This window comes from Streptomyces sp. NPDC002386 (assembly GCF_053593175.1).
On the sequence record NZ_JBSFBX010000003.1, the window covers coordinates 172632 to 198944 of the forward strand.

Consider the following 26313-nt stretch of genomic DNA (forward strand, 5'->3'; position numbering starts at 1 on the left):
GCGCTCGCTCCTCGTCGTCTGTGCCCAGGGGCAAGGATCGTCGCTTTCATGCTAGGCGGCCTCTGGTGGGTCGGGGCGGCAGGTGGAGCAGAGTCCCGGGGCCGCGGAGCGGAAGGCGCGGTCGCAGCCCTCGCAGTTCTGCAGCGGGTGCCGGACCGCCGGTGGGGGCGTCGGGGCGCGGAACGGGGGCGGTGCCGGCAACCCGGCCGTCAGGCGGTGGGCCAGCAGGGCGGCCGGGCGGCACAGGGGCTCGTCCGGAAGGCCCGTGGTCAGCGCGTGCCGTACGGCCGAGGGCGTCGCGTCCCGTTCCAGCCAGGCGGCGACTCCCGGCGCCAGATGGGCGGTGTCCTGGGCCGACAGCAGCAGGCGGGAGTCGTGGCGGCGGAGGTCCGCGAGCAGGTCCACGGCCTGCCGGACCAGGGCGGGGGACGGCTGGGCCGGGCGCGGCACGGGCGGCAGCGCCCTGCTCGCGGCCTTCTTCTTCCGGGGCGGCGGCGTCGAGGGGCCGTCCCCGTCGCCTCCCGGCTGGTTGCAGGAGACCGTGCGCGTGACGATACGGCCGTCCGCCCCGCGCCTGCGCTCGCGCCGCAGGTATCCGTGGGCCTCCAACTCCCGCAGCGCGGCGGCGATCCGGACCGCGCCCTCGGGGAAGCGGGCGGTCAGGGTCCTGATGTCGACCCGGGACCCCGCGGGCAGCGACTGGATGTGCACCCCGAGCCCGATGGCGAGACCGGACAGCTCGGGGTGCTGGGCCAGGTGGTTGCCGACCACGGTGAAGCGGGCGGAGTGCCGGGTGTTGTCGTGGATCAGCCCGCCGGCGGCCGACCGCCGGTTCGGGTGGTTCTTGGCGACAACTCGGGACTGGGCGCGCGGGGGCGCGCTACGGTTCTGGGTATCCATCGGGAAGGTGCTGTTCCTTGGTGGTCAGGCCCTCGATCGGGATCGCTAGTCCCGGCCGGGGGCCGTTATTTTTGCCGGTTCACCAAATTTGCCCTGCTTGCTGCGCCGAGCGTAGAGCGATCAACCGGGCGCCACGCCAGCCGCGTTGGCGATGTTCACCCTGGCGAGTGAGCGTGCGCCGTGGCGGGCGGGAGGGGTGGGGCTTGGGCGGGTTCTTTCTCCCTCGTGGTCCTTTGGGAATGGGCGCCCCTCGGACCGGAGCACGAGTTCCCGGGTCGCGGTGGCAGCACGATCTCCGCCCACACCGTCTTGCGTGGTGTGAGGCCCGGCGTCACGCCCCAGCGGTCGGCCAGGGCGTCGACCAGCAGTAACCCGCGCCCCGACTCGCCGTCCGGATCTGCGTTCCCGACGCGGGGGAGCCGGTCGCCGCGGGTGTCCGTCACCTCGATCCGCAGGACGTCCGCGACGGCGTAGAGCGTCAGCCGGAAGTCCCGGCCGGTCACCCGTCCGTGCGTGGCCGCGTTCGCCGCCAGCTCGGCCACGATCAGCGCCGCGGGATCCAACGGCAGACCCCAGGAGCTGAGTTGCTCCGTGGCGAGCAGCCGGGCCAGACGGGCGCCGCGCGGCGTGGGGGAGAGCCGCACGCTGAAGTTCGGGACACGGGTGGAGATTTGCAGATTCACGTCACTCAGCGTGGCGGCGTGCGCCTACCGTGAACAGTGACGACGTCGGTACGTAGAGTCACTGTCCGGGCCTTGTCCGGTGGTGTCCGGTCTGTCGGGACGGCGGGGACGGGAAGGCGGCGCGCCATGGGCGAGGAAGAGGAACCGGGCTGGGAGGTCGACCCGGACGACGACTGGGGAGTCGCCGTCATCACCACCGTGGGCCGCCAGCTCAGGCTGCGTCGCGAGGCGGTGGGCCTGCGCGCCGCCGAGTTCGGCCGGGTCGTGGGCTACGGCGAGGACATGGTCTACAAGGTCGAGAGCGGCAGGCGGATCCCGCGCCCGGAGTTCCTGGACAAGGCGGACGAGGTGCTGAGCGCGGGCGGGCTGCTCGCCGCGATGAAGGAGGACGTGGCCAAGGTCCGGTATCCGAAGCGGGTGCGGGAGCTGGCGCAGCTCGAGGCGAAGGCGGTCGAGCTCCAGCTCTACGACCCCTTGAACGTTCACGGGCTGTTGCAGACGCCGGAGTACGCGCGTGCGCTGCTGGAGATGCGGCGTCCGGCGTACAGCGGTGACGAGATCGAGCGGTTCATCGCCGCACGCGTGGCCCGGAAGTCCGTCTTCGAGCGCGAGCCGTCACCGGAGATCAGCTTCGTGCTGGAGGAGTGGACGCTCCGCCGTCCGCTGGGAGGCCGGGAGGTGCTGCGCCGCCAGCTCGAACAGCTCATGGTCGTGGCCGAGTTGCGCCAGGTCGAACTTCAGGTGATGCCGATGGACCGCGAGGAGCACGCTGGATTGGCCGGCGGAATCGAGGTGCTGAAGTTCGCCGACGGCTCGGCGGTGGGGCGCTCCCCCGTGGTGGCCAACGGCCGACCGGTCGGCGAGCCGAGGCAGCTCCGTATCCTTGAGCTGCGGTACGGCATCATTCGCGCGCAGGCGCTCACACCGCGTGAGTCGACGACCTTCATCGAGAAACTGCTGGGGGCAACATGATCCGCACTACCGATCTGGCGTGGTTCAAGAGCAGCTACAGCAGCAGCAGCGAGGGTGACTCCTGCGTCGAAGTTGCCCTGGACTGGTTCAAGAGCAGCTACAGCAGCGGCAGCGAGGGTGACTCCTGCGTCGAAGTGGCTCCCACACCCTCCACCGTCCACATACGCGACTCCAAGCAGGACGACGGCCCCCTGCTGACCGTAACCCCCGCCACCTGGGCGAGTTTCGTCGCGTACGCCTCCCACCGCTGACGCCGGGGCCGGACGGCCACCCGCTCACGGGGCTGTACCTTCGTCCTCACGCAGACGAGGAGAGTGAACGTGAGCAAGTACGTGCGGCCGGCGACCGAGGGCGCCGACCCCTTCGGCACCGCCCGTCTTCGCCGCGGTGTCCTCGACGCCTGGGCCACCAGCCCCGCCCGGTTCCGCGAGGACGCCAACGCCGAGGAGGACCTGGTCCTCGGCGGCTACCGGGACCGGCTCGTCATCGAGCTGGCCCAGAACGCCGCCGACGCCGCCGCCCGGGCGAAGGTGCCGGGGCGGCTGCGTCTCACTCTCCGCGACGGCGTCCTGGTCGCCGCCAACACCGGCGCCGGGCTGGACGCCACCGGCGTCGAGTCGCTGTCCACCCTGCGCGCGTCCGCCAAGCGGGACCTCGGTGACGCCCACGGTGCCGTCGGCCGGTTCGGCGTGGGCTTCGCCGCCGTACTGTCCGTCACCGACGAGCCGGCGATCGTCGGCCGGCACGGCGGGGTCCGCTGGTCGCTGGCAGAGGCACGGGAACTGGCCGCCGACACCGCCCGGCACAGCCCCGGACTCGGGGACGAGGTCCGGCGCCGGGACGGGCACGTGCCGCTGCTGCGGCTCCCGTTCGCCGCCGAGGGCTCCGCCCCGGACCCGTACGACACCGCCGTCATCCTGCCGCTGCGTGACACAGCCGCGGCCGACCTGGCCGAACGCCTCCTCGACGCCGTGGACGACGCCCTGCTCCTCGCCCTGCCCGGGCTGGAGGAGGTGGTGGTCGAGATTGACGGCGGTGCCCCGCGCACCCTGCGCCGCCGTTCCGAGGACGCCGTCACCGTCGTGGAGGACTCGCGGGACGGCGTCACCCGCTGGCGCACCGTCGCCGCGCACGGGCCGCTCGCCGCCGAACTGCTCGCCGACCGGCCGGTGGAGGAGCGCCTGCGCCCGCACTGGTCGGTGACCTGGGCCGTGCCGGAGGACGACCAGGGGCGCCCGGTCCGGCCGCGCACCGCGGGCGTGGTGCACGCCCCGACCCCCAGCGACGAACCCCTCGGCGTTCCCGCACTGCTCATCGCGTCCTTCCCGCTGGACACCACCCGCCGGCACGCCGCGCCCGGCCCGCTGACCGACTTCCTGGTGCAGCGGGCGGCGGACGCGTACACCGAACTGCTCGCCGAGTGGCGCCCGGTGACCGACGGCGTCATCGACCTGGTGCCGGGACCGCTGGGCAAGGGCGAGCTGGACGGCGCGCTGCGCCAGGCGATCCTGGAGCGGCTGCCGCGTACCGCCTTCCTGCCCCCGGCCGCCGACCGCGCGGAGGACGAAGACCTGCCCGAGGCGCTGCGGCCGAGGGACGCCGAGATCGTGGAGGGCGCCGGGGCGGACACCGTGCGGGTCCTCGCCGAGGTGCTGCCCACCTTGCTGCCCGCCGGGCTGGAGCGCCGGGTGGAACTGCGCACGCTCGGGATCGCCCGGCTGCCCCTCGCCGACGCCGTCGACCGGCTCGCCGGTCTGGAGAAGGAGCCCGGCTGGTGGTGGCGGCTCTACGACAGTCTCGCCGGGGTCGACCCCGACCGGCTCTCCGGACTGCCGGTGCCGCTGGCCGGGGGCACCTCCCAGGCTTTCGGTTCCGGGGGAGGGCGCACCACCATCGGGCCCCGGCAGGTGCTGCTGCCCAGCCCCGACACCGCCGGCCTGGACCCGGACGTGCTCGGCCGCCTCGGGCTGAAGGTCGCCCACGAGGACGCGGTCCACCCGTTGCTGGAGAAGCTGGGCGCGCTGCCCGCGACCCCGCGCGCGGTGCTGACCACCCCGCAGGTGCGGGCCGCGGTGGCGGCCTCGCTGGACGACGAGGGCGGGGCGCTGTGGGAGGAGGACGCGCCGGACGCGGAGGAACTGGCCGACACCGTCCTCGCGCTCGTCCGCGACGCCGCCCTCGAACCCGGTGACGAGCCCTGGCTGGGCGCGCTCGCGCTGCCTGACGAGGACGGCGAACTCGCCCCGGCCGGCGAACTGGTCCTGCCCGGCAGCCCGTTCGCCCGCGTGATCCGCGAGGACGAACTGGCGGCCGTCGACCGGGACCTGGCCGACAAGTGGGGCGAGCAGCCGCTCACCGCCTGCGGTGTGCTCGCGAACTTCGCGCTCGTCCGCGCCACGGACGTCGTCCTCGACCCCGACGAACTGGAGCCCCGCGAGGGCGACTTCGCCGAGCCCGACGACGCGGGCCTGCTGGACGCCGTGGACGTGTGGAGCGAGGACATCCTCGACCGCTTCCCGGACACGCCCGTGCCGCCGGTCGCCACCGAGCTGGTCGCCGTCCGCGACCTCGACCTGGTGGACGACGACAAGTGGCCGCAGGCGCTCGCGCTGCTCGCGCAGCCCCCGCTGCGCGACGCCCTCACCCAGCAGGTGCGCGTCCTGCTGCCCGACGGCACCCACGAGGTCGTACGCCCCTACACCGCGTGGTGGCTGCGCGGGCACCCGGTGCTCGACGGGCGCCGCCCGGCGGGCCTGCTCGCGGCCGGCGGCGACCCGCTCCTGCGCGGCCTGTACGACGAGGCCGACGCGACCGGCTTCGAGGACGAGCAGGTGCTGCGTGCGCTGGGCGTACGGACCTCCGTCGCCGCCCTGCTGGACGAGCCCGGCGGCGCCGCCGAACTGCTGGACCGCCTGTCCGACCCAGAGCGGTCCGTCAGCCCGGCCCAACTGCACGGCCTCTACGGCGCGCTGGCCGAACTGGACCCGGACCAGGTGACCCTGCCGGACGAGCTGCGGGCCGTCGTGGACGGCCGGGTCGAGGTGGTGGACGCGGCCGACGCGGTGGTCGTGGACTCCCCGGACCTGCTCCCCTTCACCTCCGGCGTGCCGCTGCTGCCGGTCCGCCCGGCCCGGGCGGCCGAGCTGGCCGAGCTGTTCCAGGTGCGGCGGCTGAGCGAGTCCGTCACGGGGTCGGTCGACTCAGAGGGCTCCGAGCACGACGTACCGGACGCGGTGCGGGTGCTGCTCGGTCCGCGCACGCCCGGCACCTATGTGGAGCACGAGGAGCTGGTCGTGGACGGCGTCGAGATCGACTGGCGCCTCACCGACGACGGCACGCCGCACGCGGCCACCCTGGAGGGTGTCGCGGCGGGCCTCGCCTGGGCGGCCGGCCAGTGGCCCCGCCGCTTCGAGGTCGCGGCCCTGCTGGAGGACCCGTCCAGGACGGAGGAGCTGGCGCGGGACCGCTGGTTCGACTGAGGTTCGGCGCCGACTTCGTAACTCACTCGCAAAACCTTCAACTTTCCTACAACCGTTCCCCTGGGTGGCGGGTCTGATCAGCGAGTCGACTGACTCCACGATCATTTTGGGCACTTCGGTGCCCACCCTCTCCACACAGGGGAACGCATGCGCATACGTGCCACCGTGGCCGCCGTCACCGGCGCCCTGGCCCTCTCCGCCTTCGTCGTGCCGGCCGCGCAGGCCGCCGACGCCGCCCCGTCCTACAAGGCCGCGGTCGCGAAGGTCCACTCGCACGCCAAGTCCGGCAACAGCGCTTTCAGCTCCGCCGCCGAGCCCGCGGACCTGGGCGTCACCTTCTCGAACGTCAAGATCGCCTCCGCGATCAAGGTCGGCATCAGCAACCACGTCGCCGCCACGGTCACCTACACGCTGACGCACGGCGACAGCTACGTCGTCGGCTCCACCGACTTCGACAACGGCCCGTTCCTCTACAAGCCGTCCACGGGCGGCTTCCTGATGGGCGAGGCGCCGGCGACCTGCACCGCCACCTCGGCGACGACCGCCAACTGCACGGGCCTCGTCGACATCCACCCGGCCGACGGCGAGCTGCTCAACATCGACGCCGGCACCTGGAAGGTCGGTGCGATCGCCGTCCAGTACAGCAGCGACGCCGGTTCCGAGGGCGACGACCTGGCCACCACCAAGGTCCAGCGCTACTCCAAGCTCACCGTCAACGCCTCCCCGGAGCCGGTCACCAAGGGCAAGACCATCACGGTCACCGGCAAGCTCTCCCGCGCCAACTGGGAGGACAACGAGTACCACGGCTACACCAAGCAGTCGGTGAAGCTGCAGTACCGCAAGAAGAGCTCCAGCACCTACACCACGCTGAAGACCATCACGTCCGACTCCACGGGCAGCCTGAAGACCACCACCACGGCCACGGCCGACGGCTACTACCGCTTCTCCTACGCGGGCGGCACCACCACCCCGGCCGTCAACGCCACGGGTGACTACGTCGACGTTCGGTAAGCGACACCGCACCACCCCGGCCCCGGAAACCCGCCGTTTCCGGGGCCGGAACGTTTCCTCCCACTTGTGCCAAGAGGGCGTCCCACCTGGGTAACGGGCGGGCAATCGGGTTCCAAAATCTGGCCGGAAGGCACCCTCGCCGTACAACCAGCGCCCCGGGTCGCGGATCTGATCGCGTGAGTCAGCCGACTTCACGATCACTTCTCCCTCCAAGGGAACCGCACATGCGCATACGTGCCACCGTGGCCGCCGTCTCCGGCGCCCTGGCCCTCTCCGCTCTCGTCGTCCCGGCCGCGCACGCGGCCACGCCGAGCGGCACGCCGTACACCCTCGACGCGAGCTTCTCCAGCGTCACGATCGCCAAGGCGATCAAGGTCGGCACCACCAACGAGGTCAGCACCGAGTACAGCTACACGCTGACCCACGGCGCCGACGTCGACATCACCGCGCAGGACTTCTACACCGACGCGTTCCTCTACCGCGGCGCCTTCGCCGACCCGGACGCCGAGCTGTACGGCGACAACCCGGCGACCTGCACCGCCACCTCGGCGACCACCGCCACCTGCACCGGCACGATCGACATCCACCCGGCCGACGGCGATCTGACGAACGTGGGCGCCGGCAGCTGGAACGTGGCCGCCGAGGCCATCGCCTTCAACGGGCAGAACCCGGACAGCCCGGACATGAGCAAGGTTGGTTACAAGGACCAGGACGGCCTCGGCACCACCCTGGTCCAGCGCTACTCCAAGCTCACCGTGAACGCCTCCCCGGAGCCGGTCTACAAGGGCAAGACCCTCACGGTCACGGGCAAGCTCTCCCGGGCCAACTGGGAGGACCACCTGTACCACGGCTACACCGGCCAGCCGGTCAAGCTGCAGTTCCGCAAGGCGGGCACCAGCACGTACACCACCGTCAAGACGGTCTACACCGACTCGACCGGCAACCTGAAGACCACCACCACGGCCTCCTACGACGGCTACTGGCGCTTCAGCTTCGCGGGCACCTCGACCACCCCGGCGGTCAGCGCCACGGGTGACTACGTCGACGTGAAGTAGGCCTCAGGCAGGGAAGCGGCGGCCGACCCATTTCCACAGGAACTCCAGGGCGGCCGCCGCCACCGCCGCGACGGCCACCGCCGTCCACGGCATGGTGACGCCCACCAGCTTGAGGGCGAAGAACTCCTGCAGGGCCGGTACCACGAGGACCAGCAGGAAGGCCGCGCCCATCGCGGCCACCAGGGCGATCCGCCACCAGGTGTACGGACGGGCGATGATTGCCAGGACCCACATCGAGACCAGGAACAGCGTCAGGGTGGCCGCGCTGGTCTCCGCCTCCAGGGAGCCCGCGCCGGTGTAGTAGTGCCGGGCCAGCAGATACGTCGCGAAGGTCGCCGCTCCCGCCACCACCCCGCCGGGCACCGCGTACCGCATGACCCTGCGGACGAAATGGGGACGGGCCCGCTCCTTGTTCGGGGCCAGGGCCAGGAAGAAGGCCGGGACGCCGATGGTGAGGGTGGACAGCAGGGTCAGGTGACGCGGCAGGAACGGGTACTCCACCTGCCAGCACACCACCAGCAGCGCCAGCAGCACCGAGTACACCGTCTTGACCAGGAACAGCGTCGCCACGCGCGTGATGTTGCCGATCACCCGGCGGCCCTCGGCGACCACCGAGGGCAGCGTGGCGAAGCTGTTGTTCAGCAGCACGATCTGCGCCACCGCCCGGGTCGCCTCCGAGCCCGAACCCATGGAGACGCCGATGTCGGCGTCCTTCAGTGCCAGCACGTCGTTCACGCCGTCCCCGGTCATCGCGACCGTGTGCCCGCCCGACTGGAGCGCGCCGACCATGTCCCGCTTCTGCTGCGGGGTGACCCGGCCGAAGACGGTCCCCTCGTCCAGCGCCTCCGCCATGCCCTGCCGGTCGGCGGGCATCCGGCGCGCGTCCACCGCCGTGCCGGACAGCCCCAGCTTGGCCGCGACCGCGCCGACGGACACCGCGTTGTCACCCGAGATGACCTTCGCGTGGACCCGCTGGTCGGCGAAGTAGCGCAGGGTGTCGCCGGCGTCGGGACGCAGCCGCTGCTCCAGCACGACCAGCGCCGTCGGGCGGGCGCCGCGGGCCGGCTCGGGGTCGTCCAGGTCGCGGGTGGCCCGGGCCAGCAGCAGGACCCGCAGCCCCTGCTCGTTCAGGCGCTCGGTCTCGGACAGGGCGGGGTCGTCCTCGGGGAGCAGCACGTCGGGGGCGCCCAGCAGCCAGGTGCTGGCCTCGCCGTCGCCCTCGCTGAAGGCGGCGCCGCTGTACTTGCGGGCGGAGGAGAAGGGCAGCGACTCGACGCAGCGCCACTCCTCGCTGTCCGGGTAGGCGTCGATGATCGCCTGGAGGGAGGCGTTGGGGCGCGGGTCGGACTCGCCGAGGGCCCCGAGCACCTTGCGCACGTACGGCTCGTCGGCCCCGTTCAGCGCCCGCAGCTCGGTGACGTCCATCCCGCCCTCGGTCAGCGTGCCGGTCTTGTCCAGGCAGACCGTGTCCACGCGGGCCAGACCCTCGATGGCGGGCAGCTCCTGCACCAGGCACTGCTTGCGCCCGAGCCGGATGACCCCGATGGCGAAGGCCACGGAGGTGAGCAGCACCAGCCCCTCCGGGACCATCGGGACGATGCCGCCGACCGTACGGGCGACCGCGGCCTTGAGGTTGTCGTTCTTCACCACCAACTGGGTGATGACCAGACCGGTCGCGGCCGGGACCATCATCCAGGTCACGTACTTCAGGATCGTGGAGATGCCGGAGCGCAGCTCGGAGTGGACGAGCGTGAACCGGGACGCCTCCTCGGCGAGCTGGGCGGCGTACGCCTCCCGGCCCACCTTCGTCGCCCGGAACGCGCCGCCGCCGGCCACGACGAAGCTGCCGGACATGACCTGGTCGCCGGGCCGTTTGAGCACCGGGTCGGCCTCACCGGTGAGCAGCGACTCGTCGATCTCCAGGCCGTCGGCCTCCGCGCACACCCCGTCCACGACGATCTTGTCGCCGGGGCCCGTCTCCACGAGGTCGTCGAGGACGATCTCGCTCGTGGCCACTTCCACGGCGGTCCCGTCGCGCCGGACGGTGGGCCGGGCCTCGCCGATCACGGCGAGCGAGTCGAGGGTCTGCTTGGCCCGCCACTCCTGCACGATCCCGATACCGGTGTTGGCGAGGATCACGAAGCCGAAGAGGCTGTCCTGGATCGGCGCGACGAACAGCATGACCAGCCACAGCACACCGATGATCGCGTTGAACCGGGTGAAGACGTTCGCGCGGACGATCTCGCCCATCGAGCGGCTGCTGCGCACCGGGACGTCGTTGATCTCGCCCCGCGCGACGCGTTCGGCGACCTCCGCCCCGGTCAGACCCGCCGACCGGGCCCCCGGCAGAGCCACCGGGTGCACCGGGTCGAGTTCGGCCCCCGCGTCGATGTGCGTCATGCATTCGACGGTACGTGCGGATCTGCGGCTTCACCTGCCGAGTGGGGGAAGATCCGACCTGGGGAGGAGGGGCGTCCCGCGCCGGTCGGAGGGCGCGGCCGCTACCTGCCCGCGGTGGCCGCCTTCAGCGCCGCGTCCCGCTTGATCGCCGCGTCGCGCCGGCGCACGTACCAGACGCCGATCAGGCCGAGACCGCCGCCGGCCAGGCAGGTCCACAGCCACCACAGGTGCCCGTGGTCGTCGAACCAGCCGTAGAAGGGGAGCTGGACCAGGAAGAGGACGAACCACACGATCGTGCCGCCGGTGATGGTGGCGACCACGGGCCCCTCCAGGGGCTCCGGTGCCTCGTGCTTCGGGGTCCACTTCGTCATGGGGACAGCTTACGAGGCGATCAGGTCTACGCGCGGAGATGGCGCTTTATCTCTCATACGTTCATACTGAAACCGTTTGTCTTTGGCCACTTCTGTTCGTATGAAACTCCAACGGGGCTCGGGGGAACCCCGCTGGTGATGAGGTCCTCATGTCCACCTCGGCTCCTGCCAAGGTCCCCGCCCCGGAGCAGCCGGGCGGCACTCCCGCCTACGGCGCTCTCGACCGCTACTTCCGGATCTCCGAGCGCGGCAGCACGCTCGGCCGCGAGATCCGGGGCGGTCTCGCCACCTTCTTCGCGATGGCGTACATCATCGTGCTGAACCCGATCATCCTCGGCAGCGCGAAGGACATGTACGGGCACCACCTGGACAACGGCCAGCTGGTGACCGCGACGGCGCTGACGGCCGCGTTCACCACGCTGCTGATGGGCGTCATCGGCAACGTGCCGATCGCGCTCGCCGCCGGTCTCGGTGTGAACTCCGTCGTCGCGCTCCAGCTCGCCCCCCGGATGACCTGGCCGGACGCCATGGGCATGGTCGTGCTGGCCGGCTTCGTGGTCATGCTGCTGGTCGCCACCGGACTGCGTGAGCGCGTGATGAACGCCGTTCCGTTCGGTCTGCGCAAGGCGATCTCGATCGGTATCGGCCTGTTCATCATGCTGATCGGCCTGGTCGACTCCGGCTTCGTCACCCGTATGCCGGACGCCGCGCAGACCACCGTCCCGCTCCAGCTCGGCGTCGGCGGTCACCTCAACGGCTGGCCCGTGCTGATCTTCGTCCTGGGCGCGCTGCTCACCTTCGCGCTGATCGTCCGCAAGGTGCCGGGCGCGATCCTGATCTCCATCGTCGGGATGACCGTCCTCGCGCTGATCGTCAACTCGGTCGCCCACGTCTCCGCCTGGGGCCTGACGGTCCCGAAGTGGCCCGGCAACCCGGTGGCCACCCCCGACTTCGGCCTGGTCGGCCAGTTCAGCCTCTTCGGCGGCTTCGCCAAGGTCGGCGTGCTGACCGGCATCCTCTTCGTCTTCACGGTCCTGCTGTCGTGCTTCTTCGACGCGATGGGCACGATCATGGGCATCGGCGACGAGGCCAAGCTGACCGACGCCCAGGGCTACATGCCCGGCATCAACAAGGTCCTCTTCGTCGACGGCATCGCGGTCGCGGCGGGCGGCGCCAGCTCCTCCTCGGCCACCACCGCGTTCGTGGAGTCCACGGCCGGTGTCGGCGAGGGCGCGCGCACGGGTTTCGCGAACGTCGTCACGGGCGCCCTCTTCGCGGTGGCCCTCTTCCTCACCCCGGTCGCCACCATGGTCCCGTCCCAGGCGGCCACGCCTGCCCTGGTCGCGGTGGGCTTCCTGATCCTCTCGAACTCCGTCAAGGAGATCGACTGGGCGGACTACACCATCGCCATCCCGGCCTTCGTGACCATGATGATGATGCCGTTCACCTACTCGATCACCAACGGCATCGGCATGGGCTTCATCACCTTCGTGGTGCTGCGCCTGGCCGCCGGGCGGTTCCGCGAGGTGCCGGTCGCGATGTACGTCGTCGCCGCGGTGTTCGCCTTCTACTACCTGATGCCGGCCCTGGGCCTCACCTGAGGCGTGGGCGTCAGGTGACGCCGTAGAACTTCTCCGTCTCCTCGACGGCGGTCTGGAACCGCTCGTCGAAGTCGTCCCGAATGAGCGTGCGGACCACATAGTCCTGCACGCTCATTCCTCTTCTCGCCGCGTGGTGCCGGAGCCGTTCGAGCAGCTCCCCGTCTATCCGCAGGCTCAGCACAGTGGTCCCCATGAGTACGAGGGTCGCCACATCAGGCCGTCCCATGCGTCACTTTTCGGAAACGACTCACTCTTATGGGTGATCAATGGGGCAAGTGGCGGGCATCACGGGCCCGCGTCCCCTCTCCGGTGGTCCTTAGCGAGGGTAATGAGTTAAGCTAATGACCATGCCGGACCTCAACCATGGCGACGACGCCGCCGCCGTGAACTCCCTGCGCTCCGCCGTGATGCGGCTGTCCCGTCGGCTCAAGCACCAGCGGGTCGACGAGTCGCTGAGCCCCACCGAGATGTCGGTGCTGGGCACCCTCTCCCGTTGTGGCACCGCCACGCCGGGCGAACTCGCCCGCAAGGAGCACGTGCAGCCGCCGTCGATGACCCGCATCGTCGCGCTGCTGGAGGGCAAGGGGCTCGTCCGGCTCGAACCGCACCCCGAGGACCGTCGCCAGAAGGTCGTCACCAGGACCGAGCAGGCCGAGGCGATGCTCGAGGAGAGCCGCCGCAAGCGCAACGCGTTCCTGGCCGGCCTGGTCGACGCCCTCGACGAGGACGAGTGGGCCAAACTCCGCGCCGCCGCGCCGGTGCTGGAGAAGCTCGCGCACCTGTAAGCCGTCACCAGCCCAGGAGGAGGCGAACCCTTTTGAGTACGGGATCCGGAGCAGCTTCCGCCCCCGCACCGATCACTACTACCCCCACCGCCCGCCAGTCCTCGATGTTCAGCTCGCTGAAGGTCCGGAACTACCGGCTGTTCTTCGCCGGCCAGGTCGTCTCCAACACCGGCACCTGGATGCAGCGCATCGCCCAGGACTGGCTGGTGCTCAGTCTCACCGGTTCCTCCGCGGCCGTCGGCATCACCACGGCCCTGCAGTTCCTGCCGATGCTGCTGTTCGGCCTGTACGGCGGCGTCCTGGTCGACCGGCTGCCCAAGCGGCCCACCCTCCTGGTCACCCAGGCGGCGATGGCCATGACCGGCCTCGCGCTCGCCTTCCTGACCCTCTCCGGCCACGTCCAGGTCTGGCACGTCTACGTCGCCGCGTTCGCCGTCGGACTCGCCACCGTGGTCGACAACCCGGCCCGGCAGTCCTTCGTCTCCGAGATGGTCGGCCCCGGCCAGCTCCAGAACGCGGTCAGCCTGAACTCCGCGAACTTCCAGTCCGCCCGGCTGGTCGGCCCCGCCGTCGCGGGTCTCATGATCACCGGTGTGGGCACCGGCTGGGCGTTCCTCGCCAACGGCCTGTCCTTCGCCGCACCCATCGCCGGTCTGCTGCTGATGCGCTCGCGCGAACTGCACGTCGTCGAGCGCGCGCCGCGCGGCAAGGGCCAGCTCCGGGAGGGCCTGCGGTACGTCGCCGGGCGTCCCGAGCTCATCTGGCCGATCGTCCTCGTCGGATTCATCGGCACCTTCGGCTTCAACTTCCCGGTGTGGCTGTCGGCCTACGCGGACGACGTCTTCCACGCCGGTGCCGGCGCCTACAGCCTCTTCAACACCCTGATGGCCGTCGGATCCCTCGGCGGCGCCCTGCTGGCGGCCCGCCGCGGCACGGCCCGGCTGCGGCTGCTGATCGCCGCCGCGCTGGCCTTCGGCACGCTGGAGACGGTGGCCGCGCTGGCCCCGTCCTACTGGCTGTTCGCGCTGCTCATGGTCCCGATCGGGGTCTTCGGCCTGACGGTCAACGTCACGGCGAACACGGCGGTGCAGATGGCCACCGACCCGGCCATGCGCGGGCGGGTGATGGCCCTGTTCATGATGGTCTTCATGGGCGGTACACCGCTGGGCGCACCGGTCGTCGGCTGGATCACGGACACCTACGGCGCCCGGGTCGGCTTCGCCCTCGGCGGGGTGATCTCGGCCGTGGCCGCCGCCACGATCGGCCTGGTCCTGGCCCGCATAGGCGGCCTGCGCCTCTCGGTCGGCTGGCACCGCGGCCACCCCCAGGTCCGCTTCGTCCCCAGGGAGCAACTGGCCCCGGCGGCCTGACGGGCGGGAGGAGCGGGACTCAGTCGCGGGGGAACTCGCCGGTCTTGAGGACGAGACCGAGAAGGGTGCCCGTGAGGTCCAGCTCCTCCCCGAAGTCGGCCTTCACCTCGAGGGCGTACCTGCCGTCCCTGGGGTGGGTGAAGACATGGCACTCACCCCGGTAGGGGTCGGCGATGACGTAGACGGGAACCCCTGCCTCGGCATAGGCGGCCTTCTTGGGCCCGTAGTCGTTGGCGGCGGTGCCCCGGGAGATGACCTCGGCGACGAACTCGACGTCCCCGCAGTCCCAGCGGCCGTCCTCGGTCCTCGCGGCGCCCTCCGCCATTACCGTCACGTCGGTCGCGAACCCGTTCAGATGCCCCGGGTAGTCGATGCGCACATCGGACTTCACGCGCTTGCGCGGGTACTTGGTGCGCAATTGTTCGACGAAGTCCAGGATGATCTCCCAGTGGGTGTCCCGCTGCGGCGACGTGAAGACGGTCCCCTCGACGATCTCGACCTTGTAACCCGCGGGGACGGGCATCTTCTCGAGCCGCTCGAACATCTCGTCGAGCGTGGTCGTGTTGTCGCTCTCGGCCATCGCGATCCTGTCTTCGAGGACGGTCATCGTGGCGTTCCTCCCCGGCCGCCCCACGAGCGATCACGGCCGCGCGGTACAACGATACGCACGGTCATCCGGACACGCCGGGGCGTGCGCGGGAGACTGGCGGCATGAGACTCTTCGCCGCCCTGCTGCCCCCGGACGACGTCGCCGACGCGCTCGCCCGGGAGGTGGCGGCGCTGCGGGAGCTGCCCGGCGCGGACGGGCTGCGCTGGACCGGCCGTCCCGGCTGGCACTTCACGCTCGCCTTCTACGGCGAGGTCGACGAGGCGCTGGTGCCGGAGCTGCGCACGCGTCTTGAGCGCGCGGCGGGCCGTACGCCGGCCTTTCCGCTGGCGCTGCGCGGCGGTGGCCAGTTCGGGCGCGGGAAGGCCCTGTGGGCGGGCGCCGACGGCGATCTGCGCGCCCTGGGGCTGCTGGCCGGGCGCGCGGAGGCGGCGGCGCGCAGGAGCGGCATCGAGATGGGGGAGCACCGCCGCTACCAGGCGCACCTGACGGTGGCCCGCAGCCGGTCCACGGTGGACGTACGGCCCTACGTGGCGGCGCTGCACGACCTCGCGAGCCGCACCTGGACGGTGGACGAGCTGGTCCTCGTCCGCAGCAACCTGCCGAAGTCCGGCGTGCCCGGCGAGCAGCCCCGCTACGAGGCGGTCGCCCGCTGGGCACTGGGCGCGGCCGGTTAACCTCGATACGTGGACCCGAAGACCCGTAACCGGATCATGGCCTTTGTGCTCGTGCTGATGTTCGCCGTCGTCGCCCTGGCGGCCGCGCTCGGCAGGTGAGGCCTGGGCGCGGCCGCGGAGGCGATCAGCGGCCGGCGTCGCTCACCAGGCGAAGGCCTCCGGGGAGGGGCCCGGGCCCGGGAAGACCTCGTCCAGGGCGGTCAGCAGCTCCTCGCTCAGCTCCAGCTCCACGGCCCTGAGAGCCGACTCGAGCTGCTCGGCGGTGCGCGGTCCGACGATCGGGCCGGTGACGCCGGGCCGGGAGAGCAGCCAGGCCAGGGCGGTCTCGCCGGGCTCCAGGCCGTGCTTGTCGAGCAGGTCCTCGTAGGACTGGATCTGCGCGCGGGCGGTGGGGTCGGCGAGGGTGTCGGCGGCCCGCCCGGAGGCACGGCGTCCGCCCTGCACCTCCTTCTTGATGACTCCGCCCAGCAGGCCGCCGTGCAGCGGCGACCAGGGGATGACGCCGAGGCCGTACTCCTGCGCGGCCGGGATGACCTCCATCTCGGCGCGGCGCTCGGCGAGGTTGTACAGGCACTGCTCGCTGACCAGGCCGATGGTGCCGCCGCGCCGGGCGGCGATCTCGTTGGCCTGGGCGATCTTGTAGCCGGGGAAGTTGGAGGAGCCGGCGTAGAGGATCTTGCCCTGCTGGACCAGCACGTCGATCGCCTGCCAGATCTCCTCGAAGGGAGTGTTCCGGTCGACGTGGTGGAACTGGTACAGGTCGATGTGGTCGGTCCGCAGCCGCTTCAGGCTGGCGTCCACCGCGCGCCGGATGTTGACCGCGGAGAGCTTGTCGTGGTTGGGCCAGGCGGCGCCGTCGGCGCCCATGTTGCCGTACACCTTGGTGGCCAGCACGACCTTGTCCCGGCGCTCGCCGCCCTTGGCGAACCAGTTGCCGATGATCGATTCGGTACGGCCCTTGTTCTCGCCCCAGCCGTAGACGTTGGCCGTGTCGAAGAAGTTGATGCCCGCGTCCAGCGCCGCGTCCATGATGGCGTGGCTGTCCGCCTCGTCGGTCTGCGGGCCGAAGTTCATGGTGCCGAGGACGAGTCGGCTGACCTTGAGTCCCGTGCGTCCTAGCTGCGTGTACTTCATGGTGTCCTAGCCAACGGCCTGGAGTGCGCTCGAAGCAAGGGCGGCCGGCCGGCTAGTCGCGGGGGAAGGCGTCCGTCTTCACGACGAGGTCGACCACCGTGCCGGTCAGGTCGATGTCGGTGCCGAAGTCCACTCTCACCGGCTCGGCGTAGTCGCCGTCCTTGGGGTCGGTGTGGATGAGACAGCGCCCCTGGTAGGGGTCGGCGATGACGTAGACCGGGACTTCGGCGGTCGCGTAGGCGGTCCTCTTGGGGCCGTAGTCGTTGGCGGCGGTGCCCTGCGAGACCACCTCCGCGACGAACTCGACGTCCTGATAACGCCAGTGGCCCGTGTCGTCAGGCTTCGCCGAGTCCTTGAGCAGGGCGACGTCGGGGCAGAAGCCGTTCTCGTGCCCCGGGAAGTCGATCCGGACGTCCGAGAACACCTTGACGTCCCTCCCGAACCTGTCATCGAGAGCCCAGAGGAACGCGCGAATGATCTGCCAGTGTGTGTTTCGCTGCGGCGTCATGAAGACGTTGCCCCCGACGATCTCGACCCGGAATCCTTCGGGGACGGGCATCCGCTCCAGGCGCTCGAACCAGTCGTCCAGACGCTGGGTGTTGGCGTCGGCGTCGGCCATCGCGATCCTGTCTTCGAGGATGGTCATCGTGGCGCTCCTCCCCGGCTGCCCCACGGACAGAAGCAGCCGCGCGGTTCAACGATACGCACGGTGACGGGGAAGCGGCGGAATCAGGTCAAGCCGTTCCGGCCGCGTACGCCCGTCCGATCCCCCAGGCCTCCCACATCGCCGCGGCGAACGCCTGCGCGATCCGGTGCTCGCCGCTCGCGTTGGGGTGCGTGCCGTCGTAGGTGTCCGCGTCGATGTCGTACGCCTCGGGCGGCGAGGCCAGCAGCAGCGGGGAGCGGGGCTCGGCCAGGTCGGCCACCGTCTTGGCGAGCAGCTCGTTGAACCGGTCGACCTGGGCCGCGAAGTCCTCGTCCGCCTGGGCGCGGACGTTCGGGATCACCGGCAGCAGCACCATGCGGACGCCGGGCCGGGCCTCGCGTGCGCCGGTGACGAACGCCCGCACGTTCTCCGTCGTCTGCTCGGCGTTGGTGTAGAAGCCGAGGTCGATCAGGCCCAGGGAGACCAGCAGCACGTCGGCCCGGTGCCGGCGCACCGCCTCGCCTATCAGCGGCGCCATGTGCAGCCAGCCCTCGCCCCAGCCGGCCAGATGGGCCCGGGGGAAGTCCGGTTCCGCGTACGCGTACGACACCGGCGCCTCGGCCACCTTGTCGTACAGCTCCTCGCGCGGGCCGACGAAGGTGAACGGGCCGCCGTGCGCATCGCAGAGGTGCCGCCACAGACGGTAACGCCAGGTGTGTTCGCCCGCGCTCCCGATCGTCATCGAGTCCCCCACGGGCATGAACCTGAGCACCCGCTCATGATGGACGATCACCGCGGGCGGTGGGATGTGAGGCCCGACACGTCCACCGGACCCACGGGCCGAATGGCAGGCTTGGGGCATGCGTCGACCGTTCGCCCTGCTTGCCGGGGCCCTGCTCGCGGGTGCCTGCGCGCTGCCCGCCCACGCCGCCGACGGTGACCGGGGGTTCACCATCAAGGACCCGAGGATCACCGAGTCCAGCGGCCTGGCCGCCTCCCGGCTGCACCCCGGCATCTACTGGACGCACAACGACAGCGACGACGGGCCGTACATCTACGCCGTGGACAGCGCGACCGGCAACACCGTCGCGACCGTGACCCTGCGCGGCATCGGCTCCCCGCGCGACGTGGAGTCCATCTCCATCGGCCCGCACGACGAGATCTACGTCGGCGACATCGGGGACAACTTCGGCGGCAGATGGCCGTACGTGTGGATCTACCGGCTGCCCGAGCCGAAGGTGCTCAAGGACCAGACGGTCACGGCGAAGCAGTACGTGGTGAAGTACTCCGACGGGCCGCGCGACGCCGAGTCGCTGCTGGTCCACCCGAAGACCGGGCGGGTGTACATCATCGACAAGAAGGAGGACGGCGGGCACCTGTTCGAGGGGCCCGCGACGCTCTCCACCTCCGGGGCGAACATCTTCCGGCCCGTCGCCCCGGTCGACCTGTGGGCCACCGACGCCGCCCTCTCCCCGGACGGCCGGCAGCTGGCGGTGCGCGGGTACTTCGGCGGGATCTACTACGACTGGAACGGCGGGCGGATCAAGCGGGAGGGCCGGCTCGACGTACCCCTCCAGGGGCAGGGCGAGTCGCTGACGTACTCCACCGACGGGACCAGGCTGATGTACGGCAGCGAGGGCGCGGGCAGCTCGGTCCAGGCGCAGGACGCGCCGGGCGACCACTCCGGCGACTCCCCTTCCGGCAACGGCGGTTCGGCGTCCGACGGGACCGGCGGCAGCGGCGGGCGCCTCAAGGTCGGGGCCGCCGTCGTCGGCGTGGGCGCGGTCGTCCTGCTCGGACTGCGGCTGCTGCGCCGGCGCGGCTGAGCGCCGCCCTCGCCGCCCCCGCGCGGAGGAGTCGGCCCGCCGGACATCTTGACGTGGCCATGGCGGCCCAGTTTCCTTGAGGTGCGCGGTGCATGGGAGCGCTCCCATCCTGTTCCGGGGCCGTGCCTCCCGAGAGGAACCAAGGCACATGTTCCGCAGCTTGCGAAGAGCGCTGTGCGCGGCCGCCGCGGCGCTCCTGCTGCCCCTGGCGGGCGCGCACTCGGCGCACGCGGCCGCCGCCCCCGGAGCCGGCTACTGGCACACCAGCGGCCGGCAGATCCTGGACGCGGCCGGGCAGCCGGTGCGCGTCGCGGGGATCAACTGGTTCGGCTTCGAGACCGGCAACCACGTGGTGCACGGGCTCTGGTCACGCGACTACAAGAGCATGATCGACCAGATGAGGTCGCTGGGCTACAACACCATCCGGCTGCCCTACAGCGACGACGTCCTCAAGTCCGGCACGATGCCCGAGAGCATCGACTTCTCCGGCGGCAAGAACGCGGATCTGCAGGGCCTGACCTCGCTCCAGGTCATGGACCGGATCGTGGCGTACGCGGGCCAGGACGGTCTGAAGGTCATCCTCGACCGCCACCGGCCCGACTCCGGCGGTCAGTCGGCCCTCTGGTACACCGCCTCCGTGCCCGAGTCGACCTGGATCGCGGACCTGAAGGCGCTGGCGGCCCGTTACAAGGGCCAGGACACGGTCATCGGCATCGACCTGCACAACGAGCCGCACGACCCCGCCTGCTGGGGCTGCGGCGACCAGGCCACCGACTGGCGGCTCGCGGCCGAGCGGGGCGGCAACGCCGTGCTCTCCGTCAACCCCGCCCTGCTGGTCTTCGTCGAGGGCGTGCAGACGTACAACGGCGTGTCCGGCTGGTGGGGCGGCAACCTGATGGGCGTCGGACAGTACCCGGTCCGCCTCGACGTGGCCGGCCGCGTCGTGTACTCGGCCCACGACTACGCCACCAGCGTGGCCCAGCAGAGCTGGTTCAGCGATCCGTCGTTCCCCGCCAACATGCCCGGGATCTGGGACAAGTACTGGGGCTACATCTTCAAGCAGAACATCGCGCCGGTGTGGGTGGGCGAGTTCGGCACCACCCTGCAGTCGTCCGTGGACCAGAAGTGGCTCGCGGCGCTGGTGAGTTACCTCCGGCCGACGTCGACGTACGGCGCGGACGCCTTCCAGTGGACCTTCTGGTCGTGGAACCCCAACTCCGGTGACACGGGCGGGATCCTGAAGGACGACTGGTCGACCGTGGACACGGTGAAGGACGGGTACCTCGCGAGCGTGAAGGCGCCGCTGTTCCCGGGCACCGGGGGCGGGAGCGGTGGCGACGGCGGGGGTGGCGGAGGCGGCACGTCCGCGGCCTGCGGCGCCTCCTACGCCGTCAGCAGCGACTGGGGGAGCGGCTTCAACGCCCAGGTGACGGTGACGAACACCGGCACCGCCGCCCTCAAGTCCTGGAAGGTGACGTGGACGTGGAGCGGCTCACAGCAGATCACGTCCATGTGGAACGCCGGCTACACGCAGAGCGGCTCCGGTGTCACGGCGGTGAACGCCGCTCACAACGGCGGTGTGCCGGTGGCCGGTTCCACGAGCTTCGGCTTCGGCGGCGCGCCCGGCGGCGGGTCCGTGCCGTCGCTGACCTGTACGGCGACGTGAACGGCCAGGCACGTACGGCGGTGCGTCAGCGGCCGCCCGGGCCGCGGTGTGAAGCGGCCGCCCGGACGGCGGCATGAGAAGAGGGCGCCCGGTGCGACCAGCGCCGGACGCCCTCCCGCTCGTACCCGGAGGGTCAGAGCTTCTCGATCACGTAGTCCACGCACTTCGTCAGCGCCTCGACGTCCGCCGGGTCGATCGCCGGGAACATCGCGATACGGAGCTGGTTGCGGCCGAGCTTGCGGTACGGCTCGGTGTCCACCACGCCGTTGGCGCGCAGCACCTTGGCGACGGCGGCCGCGTCGATCTCGTCGGAGAAGTCGATGGTGCCGATGACCTGCGAGCGCTTGGCCGGGTCGGTGACGAACGGGGTGGCGTACTTGGACTCCTCCGCCCAGCCGTACAGGCGGGTCGAGGAGTCCTTGGTGCGGGCCGTCGACCAGTCCAGGCCGCCCTGGCCGTTGATCCACTCGAGCTGCTCGTTCAGCAGGAAGAGGGTGGCGAGGGCCGGGGTGTTGTACGTCTGGTTCTTGCGGGAGTTGTCGATCGCCGTCGGCAGGCTGAAGAACTCCGGGACGTGCCGGCCGGAGGCGTGGACGCGCTCGGCGCGCTCGATCGCCGCCGGGGAGAAGACGCCGATCCACAGGCCGCCGTCGGAGGCGAAGGACTTCTGCGGGGCGAAGTAGTAGACGTCCGTCTCGGCGATGTCGACCGGGAGGCCGCCCGCGCCGGAGGTGGCGTCCACCAGGACGAGCGCGCCCTCGTCGGCGCCGGCCACGCGCCTGATCGGCATGGCGACACCGGTGGAGGTCTCGTTGTGGGTGAACGCGTAGACGTCGGCGCCCGCCTCGGCGTGCGCCTCGGGGTGGGTGCCCGGGTCGGCGGCGACGACGGTGGGGTCGGCCAGCCAGGGGGCGAGCTTGGCGGCCTTGGCGAACTTCGAGGAGAACTCGCCGAAGGTGAGGTGCTGGGACTTGTTCTCGATCAGTCCGTGGGTGGCGATGTCCCAGAAGGCGGTCGAGCCGCCGTTGCCGAGGACGACCTCGTAGCCCTCGGGGAGGGAGAACAGCTCGGAGATGCCCTCGCGTACCTTGCCGACCAGGTTCTTCACGGGCGCCTGGCGGTGGGAGGTACCCAGGAGGGACGTGCCAGTGGCGGCGAGGGCGTCCAGCGCCTCGGTCCGCACCTTGGAGGGGCCAGCGCCGAAGCGTCCGTCGGCGGGCTTGATGTCAGCGGGGATCTGGATGTCGGCCACGCTTCGGAGGGTATCCGCTACGCGAAACGGTACGGAACCGTGTCCGTCCGATGAGACGAGTCCGCCGGGTCATGGACTTGTGCGGTTGTACGACGCATCGGGTGCGGCTGTGGAAAACTTTCGGTGACTGTGCGTGAGCGGATGCATCCTGGACGCATGACGGATCTCTCGGGTCTTGCGGCGGAACTGCGCGGTGCCGTCCGGGGCGAGGTCGGCTTCGACACCACCTCCCGGGCGCTCGTGACCATGGACGCGTCCAACTACCGGCGTGTGCCGGCGGGGGTGGTGGCCCCGCGGGACGCGGCGGACGTCGCGGCCGCGCTGGAGGTGTGCCGGGCGCGCGGGGTGCCGGTGGTGGCGCGCGGCGGGGGCACCTCGATCGCGGGACAGGCGACGGGCACGGGCGTGGTGCTGGACTTCACCCGGCACATGAACGGACTCCTGGAGCTGGACCCCGGCACGCGCACGGCCGTGGTCCAGCCCGGGCTCGTCCTCGACCGCCTCCAGGAGGCCGCCGCCCCGCACGGTCTGCGGTTCGGCCCCGATCCCGCCACGCACAGCCGGTGCACGCTGGGCGGGATGATCGGCAACAACTCGTGCGGCTCCCACTCGGTCGCCTGGGGCACCACGGCGGACAGTGTGCGCGAGCTGTCCGTCGTCACCGCGCGCGGGCGGCGGCTGCGGCTCGGGCGGGACTGGGCCGGGGCGCCGGACGGGCTGCGCGAGCTGGTGGCGGGCGACCTGGCCCGGCTGCGCACCGGCTTCCCCGAACTGCCCCGCCGTATCTCCGGATACGCGCTGGACGCCCTGCTGCCCGAGAACGGCGCCGACGTCGCCCGCTCCTTCTGCGGCTCCGAGGGCACCCTCGGCATCCTGACGGAGGCGGTCGTGCGGCTGGTGGAGGCTCCGCGCGCCCGTGCCCTGGCGGTGCTCGGGTACGGCGACGAGAGCGCGGCCGCCGAGGCCGCGCCGGGCCTGCTCCCGTTCGGGCCGCTGACGGTGGAGGGCATGGCCGCCGATCTGGTGCCCGACCCGGCCGCGCTGCCCAGGGGGGACGCCTGGCTGTTCGTGGAGACCGGCGGCGGCACGGCGGCCGAGGCACGCGCGCGTGCGGAGGCGATCGCCCGCGCGGCCGACGTCCTCGACTCGCTCGTGGTCACCGACCCGGCGGCGCAGCGGGCGCTGTGGCGCGTCCGCGAGGACGCGAGCGGTACCGCCACCCGGATGCCGGACGGCAGGGAGGCCTGGCCGGGCTGGGAGGACTGCGCGGTGCCGCCGGACCGGCTCGGCGCCTATCTGCGGGACTTCCGCGCCCTGCTGTCCTCCCACGGTCTGCGCGGCACTCCGTACGGCCACTTCGGCGACGGCTGCATCCACGTCCGCATCGACTTCGACCTGCTCACCGAGGCGGGCGTGGGCCGCTTCCGGCACTTCTCCGTCGATCTCGCCGACCTGGTGGTGGCCCACGGCGGCTCCCTGTCCGGGGAGCACGGCGACGGCCAGGCCCGCGCGGAACTGCTGCCGCGGATGTACGGCGAGGAGACGGTGCGGCTCTTCGAACGGGCCAAGGGGGTCTGGGACCCCGACGACCTGCTCAACCCCGGGATGCTGGTCCGCCCGGACCCGCTGGACGCGAACCTCCGCTTCTCCGTGCTGCCCCGCCGCCCGGTGGACGTGGCCTTCGGCTACCCGGCCGACGGCGGCGACTTCCGGGCCGCCGTCCGCCGCTGCGTCGGCGTCGCCAAGTGCCGTACGACCACGGCGTCGGGGCCCGCCGTGATGTGCCCCTCGTTCCGGGCGACCGGCGAGGAGGAGCACTCCACCCGGGGCCGGGCCCGGCTGCTGCACGAGATGCTCGCGGGCGAACTGGTCACCGACGGCTGGCGCTCCACCGAGGTCCGGGACGCGCTGGACCTGTGCCTGTCCTGCAAGGGCTGCCGCTCGGACTGCCCGGTCGGTGTCGACATGGCCACCTACAAGGCGGAGTTCCTGCACCACCACTACCGGGGCCGTCGCCGGCCGGCCGCCCACTACAGCATGGGCCGGCTGCCGGTGTGGCTGCGCTGGGCGGCGAGGACCGGCACGGCGCGGCTGCTCAACCGGCTCGCCTCGCTGCGGCTGCCGGCCCGGATCGGCAAGCGACTGGCCGGGATCGCACCGGAGCGGGACATCCCCCGGCTGGCGCCGCTGACGTTCAGCCGCTGGTGGCGGCGGCGCGAGCGGCGGAGCACGGGGGACCTGGTCGTGCTGTGGCCCGACACCTTCACCGAGCATCTATCGCCCTCGGTCGGACAGGCGGCCGTGCGGGTGCTGGAGGCCGCCGGGCTCAGAGCGGTACCGCCGCCGTCCCGGCCGGCCGGCGGGGTCTGCTGCGGCCTGACCTACGTCTCCACCGGCCAGCTCGACCGGGCCCGGGCAGTGCTGCGCCGCACCCTGGACCTGATGGAACCGGTGCTGCGCCGGGGCACCCCCGTCGTCGTCCTGGAACCGAGCTGCGCCGCGGCCCTCCGCGCCGACCTCCCCGGACTCCTGCCGGACGACCCGCGTGCGGCCCGGCTGTCGGCGGCGGTCCTCACCTTCGCCGAGACGCTGCGGCGGCACGCTCCCGACTGGACCCCGCCCGCAGTCGGCCGTCCCGTCGCCGGGCAGACCCACTGCCACCAGCACGCGGTCCTCGGTGACGGCTCCGACCGCGCGCTGCGCGAGTCCGCGGGCCTGACCGGCGAGCTGAGCGGCGGCTGCTGCGGCCTCGCGGGCGACTTCGGCTTCGAGAAGGGCCACTTCGAGGTCTCCCGGGCCTGCGCGGAGGAACAGCTCCTGCCGTCGGTGCGGGCGGCGGCCGAGGGGACGGTGATCCTGGCGGACGGCTTCTCGTGCCGTACCCAGCTGGAGCAGCTTGCCGGGGTGCGGGGGCGGCACCTGGCGGAGGTGCTGGCGGACGCGCTGGACGCGCGGGACGGACTGGACGCGGGGACGGAGGCCGCGAAGTGACGGCGGAAGCGGAACACGGCCGCGTGGCGGTCCTCTCCGACATCCACGGCGTACTCCCCGCCCTCGAGGCCGTGCTCGCGGAGCCCGAGGTGGTGGCCGCCGACCGGATCGTCCTGACCGGGGACATCACGGCGGGCCCGCAGCCGGCCGAGGTACTGGACCTGCTGCGGGCCCAGGGCGACCGGGTGCTGTGGCTCGGCGGCAACGCGGACCGGGAGCTGGTGGAGTACCGGCGCGGCGAGCGCACCGGGATACCCGACCCCATCGGCCCGTTCGCGGCGCGGGCGCTCCGCGAGGACCAGGTGGACTTCCTCGCCACGCTCGCCGGCACCCTCACCCTGCGCGTCCGGGGCCTCGGCAGGGTCATGTTCTGCCACGCCACTCCACGCGACGACGAGGAGATCGTGCTGGTCGACTCCGCCCCCGAACGCTGGGCGGAGGTCCTCGGCGGCCTCGCCCCCGACATCGGCACGGTCGTCTGCGGCCACACCCACATGCCCTATGTCCGCCTGGCCCACGGCAGGCTTGTGGTCAACCCCGGCAGCGTGGGCATGCCTTACGGCCGCCCGGGTGCCCACTGGTGCTTCCTGGGCCCCGGAGTGGACCTGCGCACGACGCCGTACGACATACCCGCGGCGATCGCCCGCCTGACCCGGGAGTGCGCCTACCCGGACATCGCCGACTGGGCGGACTACTTCCTGCATGCCCGGGCCACGGACACGGAGGTGCTGGCGGCGTGGGGGCCGAAGGACGGCGGATGAGCCCGGTACCCGGCGCGGGCCCTTCGCGGGGCGGCCCGTCACGACCGCCGTGACAGGGCCCTGTTCAGGGGCATTTCCGGCCGCGCGCACGCGCGCTTTCCGGCCGGTCGGAGCACGATGGCAAGG

Annotated in this window: 23 protein-coding genes; 13 read left to right on the forward strand and 10 right to left on the reverse strand. The window is 71.8% G+C overall.

Annotated features, from left to right (window positions below; translation table 11 throughout):
* Positions 1–51: 51 nt before the first annotated feature.
* The gene (locus tag ACWCPN_RS07950; protein WP_451203343.1) at positions 52–900 is read right to left on the reverse strand and encodes a helix-turn-helix domain-containing protein; all 849 of its coding nucleotides are present in this window, start codon (positions 898–900) and stop codon (positions 52–54) included.
* Positions 901–1055: 155 nt separating this feature from the next.
* Positions 1056–1583 carry an ATP-binding protein gene (locus tag ACWCPN_RS07955; RefSeq protein WP_451203345.1) on the reverse strand — a complete coding sequence of 176 codons (528 nt, stop codon included), beginning with the start codon at positions 1581–1583 and terminating at the stop codon, positions 1056–1058.
* 126 nt (positions 1584–1709) lie between these two features.
* Between ACWCPN_RS07955 and ACWCPN_RS07960 the strand changes: the two genes are divergently transcribed.
* The 5 genes from ACWCPN_RS07960 to ACWCPN_RS07980 all read left to right on the forward strand — a co-directional run bounded on the left by ACWCPN_RS07960 (position 1710) and on the right by ACWCPN_RS07980 (position 8100).
* Complete coding sequence (locus ACWCPN_RS07960; protein WP_451203346.1) at positions 1710–2555, forward strand: helix-turn-helix domain-containing protein; 846 nt, start codon at positions 1710–1712, stop codon at positions 2553–2555.
* Positions 2552–2806 carry a DUF397 domain-containing protein gene (locus tag ACWCPN_RS07965; protein ID WP_451203348.1) on the forward strand — a complete coding sequence of 85 codons (255 nt, stop codon included), beginning with the start codon at positions 2552–2554 and terminating at the stop codon, positions 2804–2806. The genes ACWCPN_RS07960 and ACWCPN_RS07965 overlap by 4 nt, the downstream gene beginning before the upstream one ends.
* A gap of 69 nt (positions 2807–2875) precedes the next feature.
* Positions 2876–6034 carry a sacsin N-terminal ATP-binding-like domain-containing protein gene (locus tag ACWCPN_RS07970; protein WP_451203350.1) on the forward strand — a complete coding sequence of 1053 codons (3159 nt, stop codon included), beginning with the start codon at positions 2876–2878 and terminating at the stop codon, positions 6032–6034.
* A gap of 147 nt (positions 6035–6181) precedes the next feature.
* A complete protein-coding gene (locus ACWCPN_RS07975; RefSeq protein WP_392295329.1) occupies positions 6182–7045 on the forward strand; it encodes a hypothetical protein in 864 nt (287 codons plus the stop codon).
* A gap of 224 nt (positions 7046–7269) precedes the next feature.
* Complete coding sequence (locus tag ACWCPN_RS07980; RefSeq protein ID WP_451203352.1) at positions 7270–8100, forward strand: hypothetical protein; 831 nt, start codon at positions 7270–7272, stop codon at positions 8098–8100.
* A 3-nt stretch (positions 8101–8103) separates the two neighbouring features.
* Here the strand turns inward: ACWCPN_RS07980 and ACWCPN_RS07985 are convergent, their stop codons facing one another.
* Positions 8104–10500 (reverse strand): HAD-IC family P-type ATPase, encoded by a 2397-nt coding sequence (locus ACWCPN_RS07985; RefSeq protein WP_451203354.1) that lies wholly within the window; start codon positions 10498–10500, stop codon positions 8104–8106.
* 101 nt (positions 10501–10601) lie between these two features.
* The gene (locus tag ACWCPN_RS07990) at positions 10602–10871 is read right to left on the reverse strand and encodes a DUF2530 domain-containing protein (protein ID WP_199210977.1); all 270 of its coding nucleotides are present in this window, start codon (positions 10869–10871) and stop codon (positions 10602–10604) included.
* A 149-nt stretch (positions 10872–11020) separates the two neighbouring features.
* On the opposite strand from ACWCPN_RS07990, the gene ACWCPN_RS07995 reads away from it, so the two are divergent.
* Positions 11021–12472: an NCS2 family permease gene (locus ACWCPN_RS07995; protein WP_451203356.1), complete on the forward strand. Its 1452-nt coding sequence runs from the start codon at positions 11021–11023 to the stop codon at positions 12470–12472.
* A gap of 10 nt (positions 12473–12482) precedes the next feature.
* Here the strand turns inward: ACWCPN_RS07995 and ACWCPN_RS08000 are convergent, their stop codons facing one another.
* The gene (locus ACWCPN_RS08000) at positions 12483–12665 is read right to left on the reverse strand and encodes a ribbon-helix-helix protein, CopG family (protein ID WP_199210976.1); all 183 of its coding nucleotides are present in this window, start codon (positions 12663–12665) and stop codon (positions 12483–12485) included.
* A gap of 154 nt (positions 12666–12819) precedes the next feature.
* On the opposite strand from ACWCPN_RS08000, the gene ACWCPN_RS08005 reads away from it, so the two are divergent.
* Together ACWCPN_RS08005 and ACWCPN_RS08010 are read left to right on the forward strand one after the other, a co-directional pair.
* Positions 12820–13257, forward strand: coding sequence for a MarR family winged helix-turn-helix transcriptional regulator (locus ACWCPN_RS08005; RefSeq protein WP_199210975.1), 438 nt, complete (start codon positions 12820–12822; stop codon positions 13255–13257).
* 104 nt (positions 13258–13361) lie between these two features.
* Positions 13362–14627 carry an MFS transporter gene (locus tag ACWCPN_RS08010; RefSeq protein ID WP_199213558.1) on the forward strand — a complete coding sequence of 422 codons (1266 nt, stop codon included), beginning with the start codon at positions 13362–13364 and terminating at the stop codon, positions 14625–14627.
* A gap of 19 nt (positions 14628–14646) precedes the next feature.
* Here ACWCPN_RS08010 and ACWCPN_RS08015 read toward each other — a convergent pair whose 3' ends face one another.
* Complete coding sequence (locus tag ACWCPN_RS08015) at positions 14647–15234, reverse strand: Uma2 family endonuclease (RefSeq protein WP_451203359.1); 588 nt, start codon at positions 15232–15234, stop codon at positions 14647–14649.
* 104 nt (positions 15235–15338) lie between these two features.
* On the opposite strand from ACWCPN_RS08015, the gene thpR reads away from it, so the two are divergent.
* Entirely contained in the window at positions 15339–15911 is a 573-nt protein-coding gene (gene thpR, locus ACWCPN_RS08020) for an RNA 2',3'-cyclic phosphodiesterase (protein WP_451203361.1), read from the forward strand.
* Positions 15912–16052: 141 nt separating this feature from the next.
* Here the strand turns inward: thpR and ACWCPN_RS08025 are convergent, their stop codons facing one another.
* From ACWCPN_RS08025 to ACWCPN_RS08035, 3 genes are all read right to left on the reverse strand, one after another.
* On the reverse strand, positions 16053–17045 hold the full coding sequence (locus ACWCPN_RS08025) for an aldo/keto reductase (RefSeq protein WP_451203363.1): 993 nt from the start codon (positions 17043–17045) through the stop codon (positions 16053–16055).
* 52 nt (positions 17046–17097) lie between these two features.
* Positions 17098–17691: a Uma2 family endonuclease gene (locus ACWCPN_RS08030; protein ID WP_451203365.1), complete on the reverse strand. Its 594-nt coding sequence runs from the start codon at positions 17689–17691 to the stop codon at positions 17098–17100.
* A gap of 88 nt (positions 17692–17779) precedes the next feature.
* The gene (locus tag ACWCPN_RS08035) at positions 17780–18463 is read right to left on the reverse strand and encodes a GDSL-type esterase/lipase family protein (RefSeq protein WP_451203367.1); all 684 of its coding nucleotides are present in this window, start codon (positions 18461–18463) and stop codon (positions 17780–17782) included.
* An 88-nt stretch (positions 18464–18551) separates the two neighbouring features.
* On the opposite strand from ACWCPN_RS08035, the gene ACWCPN_RS08040 reads away from it, so the two are divergent.
* Together ACWCPN_RS08040 and ACWCPN_RS08045 are read left to right on the forward strand one after the other, a co-directional pair.
* Complete coding sequence (locus ACWCPN_RS08040; protein WP_451203369.1) at positions 18552–19517, forward strand: WD40 repeat domain-containing protein; 966 nt, start codon at positions 18552–18554, stop codon at positions 19515–19517.
* 148 nt (positions 19518–19665) lie between these two features.
* Entirely contained in the window at positions 19666–21183 is a 1518-nt protein-coding gene (locus ACWCPN_RS08045) for a cellulase family glycosylhydrolase (protein WP_451203371.1), read from the forward strand.
* 133 nt (positions 21184–21316) lie between these two features.
* Here ACWCPN_RS08045 and serC read toward each other — a convergent pair whose 3' ends face one another.
* Entirely contained in the window at positions 21317–22435 is a 1119-nt protein-coding gene (gene serC / locus ACWCPN_RS08050) for a phosphoserine transaminase (RefSeq protein ID WP_451203373.1), read from the reverse strand.
* A gap of 156 nt (positions 22436–22591) precedes the next feature.
* Here serC and ACWCPN_RS08055 point away from each other — a divergent pair, with 156 nt between their 5' ends.
* Both ACWCPN_RS08055 and ACWCPN_RS08060 read left to right on the forward strand, forming a co-directional pair.
* A complete protein-coding gene (locus ACWCPN_RS08055; RefSeq protein ID WP_451203375.1) occupies positions 22592–25426 on the forward strand; it encodes an FAD-binding and (Fe-S)-binding domain-containing protein in 2835 nt (944 codons plus the stop codon).
* The gene (locus ACWCPN_RS08060) at positions 25423–26187 is read left to right on the forward strand and encodes a metallophosphoesterase family protein (RefSeq protein ID WP_451203376.1); all 765 of its coding nucleotides are present in this window, start codon (positions 25423–25425) and stop codon (positions 26185–26187) included. Before ACWCPN_RS08055 ends, ACWCPN_RS08060 begins: the two co-directional genes overlap by 4 nt.
* Positions 26188–26313 lie beyond the last annotated feature (126 nt).

Bases quoted from the DNA above. Each gene is read 5' to 3' on its own strand.
- ACWCPN_RS08040 (WP_451203369.1), top strand. From the start codon at position 18,552: ATGCGTCGACCGTTCGCCCTGCTTGCCGGGGCCCTGCTCGCGGGTGCC.
- ACWCPN_RS08055 (WP_451203375.1), top strand. From the start codon at position 22,592: ATGACGGATCTCTCGGGTCTTGCGGCGGAACTGCGCGGTGCCGTCCGG.
- thpR (WP_451203361.1), top strand. From the start codon at position 15,339: ATGAGACTCTTCGCCGCCCTGCTGCCCCCGGACGACGTCGCCGACGCG.
- ACWCPN_RS08000 (WP_199210976.1), bottom strand. From the start codon at position 12,665: ATGGGGACCACTGTGCTGAGCCTGCGGATAGACGGGGAGCTGCTCGAA.
- ACWCPN_RS08025 (WP_451203363.1), bottom strand. From the start codon at position 17,045: ATGAAGTACACGCAGCTAGGACGCACGGGACTCAAGGTCAGCCGACTC.
- ACWCPN_RS07950 (WP_451203343.1), bottom strand. From the start codon at position 900: ATGGATACCCAGAACCGTAGCGCGCCCCCGCGCGCCCAGTCCCGAGTT.
- ACWCPN_RS07975 (WP_392295329.1), top strand. From the start codon at position 6,182: ATGCGCATACGTGCCACCGTGGCCGCCGTCACCGGCGCCCTGGCCCTC.
- ACWCPN_RS07980 (WP_451203352.1), top strand. From the start codon at position 7,270: ATGCGCATACGTGCCACCGTGGCCGCCGTCTCCGGCGCCCTGGCCCTC.
- ACWCPN_RS08030 (WP_451203365.1), bottom strand. From the start codon at position 17,691: ATGACCATCCTCGAAGACAGGATCGCGATGGCCGACGCCGACGCCAAC.
- ACWCPN_RS07965 (WP_451203348.1), top strand. From the start codon at position 2,552: ATGATCCGCACTACCGATCTGGCGTGGTTCAAGAGCAGCTACAGCAGC.
- ACWCPN_RS07990 (WP_199210977.1), bottom strand. From the start codon at position 10,871: ATGACGAAGTGGACCCCGAAGCACGAGGCACCGGAGCCCCTGGAGGGG.
- ACWCPN_RS08005 (WP_199210975.1), top strand. From the start codon at position 12,820: ATGCCGGACCTCAACCATGGCGACGACGCCGCCGCCGTGAACTCCCTG.
- ACWCPN_RS07985 (WP_451203354.1), bottom strand. From the start codon at position 10,500: ATGACGCACATCGACGCGGGGGCCGAACTCGACCCGGTGCACCCGGTG.
- ACWCPN_RS07995 (WP_451203356.1), top strand. From the start codon at position 11,021: ATGTCCACCTCGGCTCCTGCCAAGGTCCCCGCCCCGGAGCAGCCGGGC.
- ACWCPN_RS08010 (WP_199213558.1), top strand. From the start codon at position 13,362: ATGTTCAGCTCGCTGAAGGTCCGGAACTACCGGCTGTTCTTCGCCGGC.
- ACWCPN_RS08045 (WP_451203371.1), top strand. From the start codon at position 19,666: ATGTTCCGCAGCTTGCGAAGAGCGCTGTGCGCGGCCGCCGCGGCGCTC.
- ACWCPN_RS08015 (WP_451203359.1), bottom strand. From the start codon at position 15,234: ATGACCGTCCTCGAAGACAGGATCGCGATGGCCGAGAGCGACAACACG.
- ACWCPN_RS07960 (WP_451203346.1), top strand. From the start codon at position 1,710: ATGGGCGAGGAAGAGGAACCGGGCTGGGAGGTCGACCCGGACGACGAC.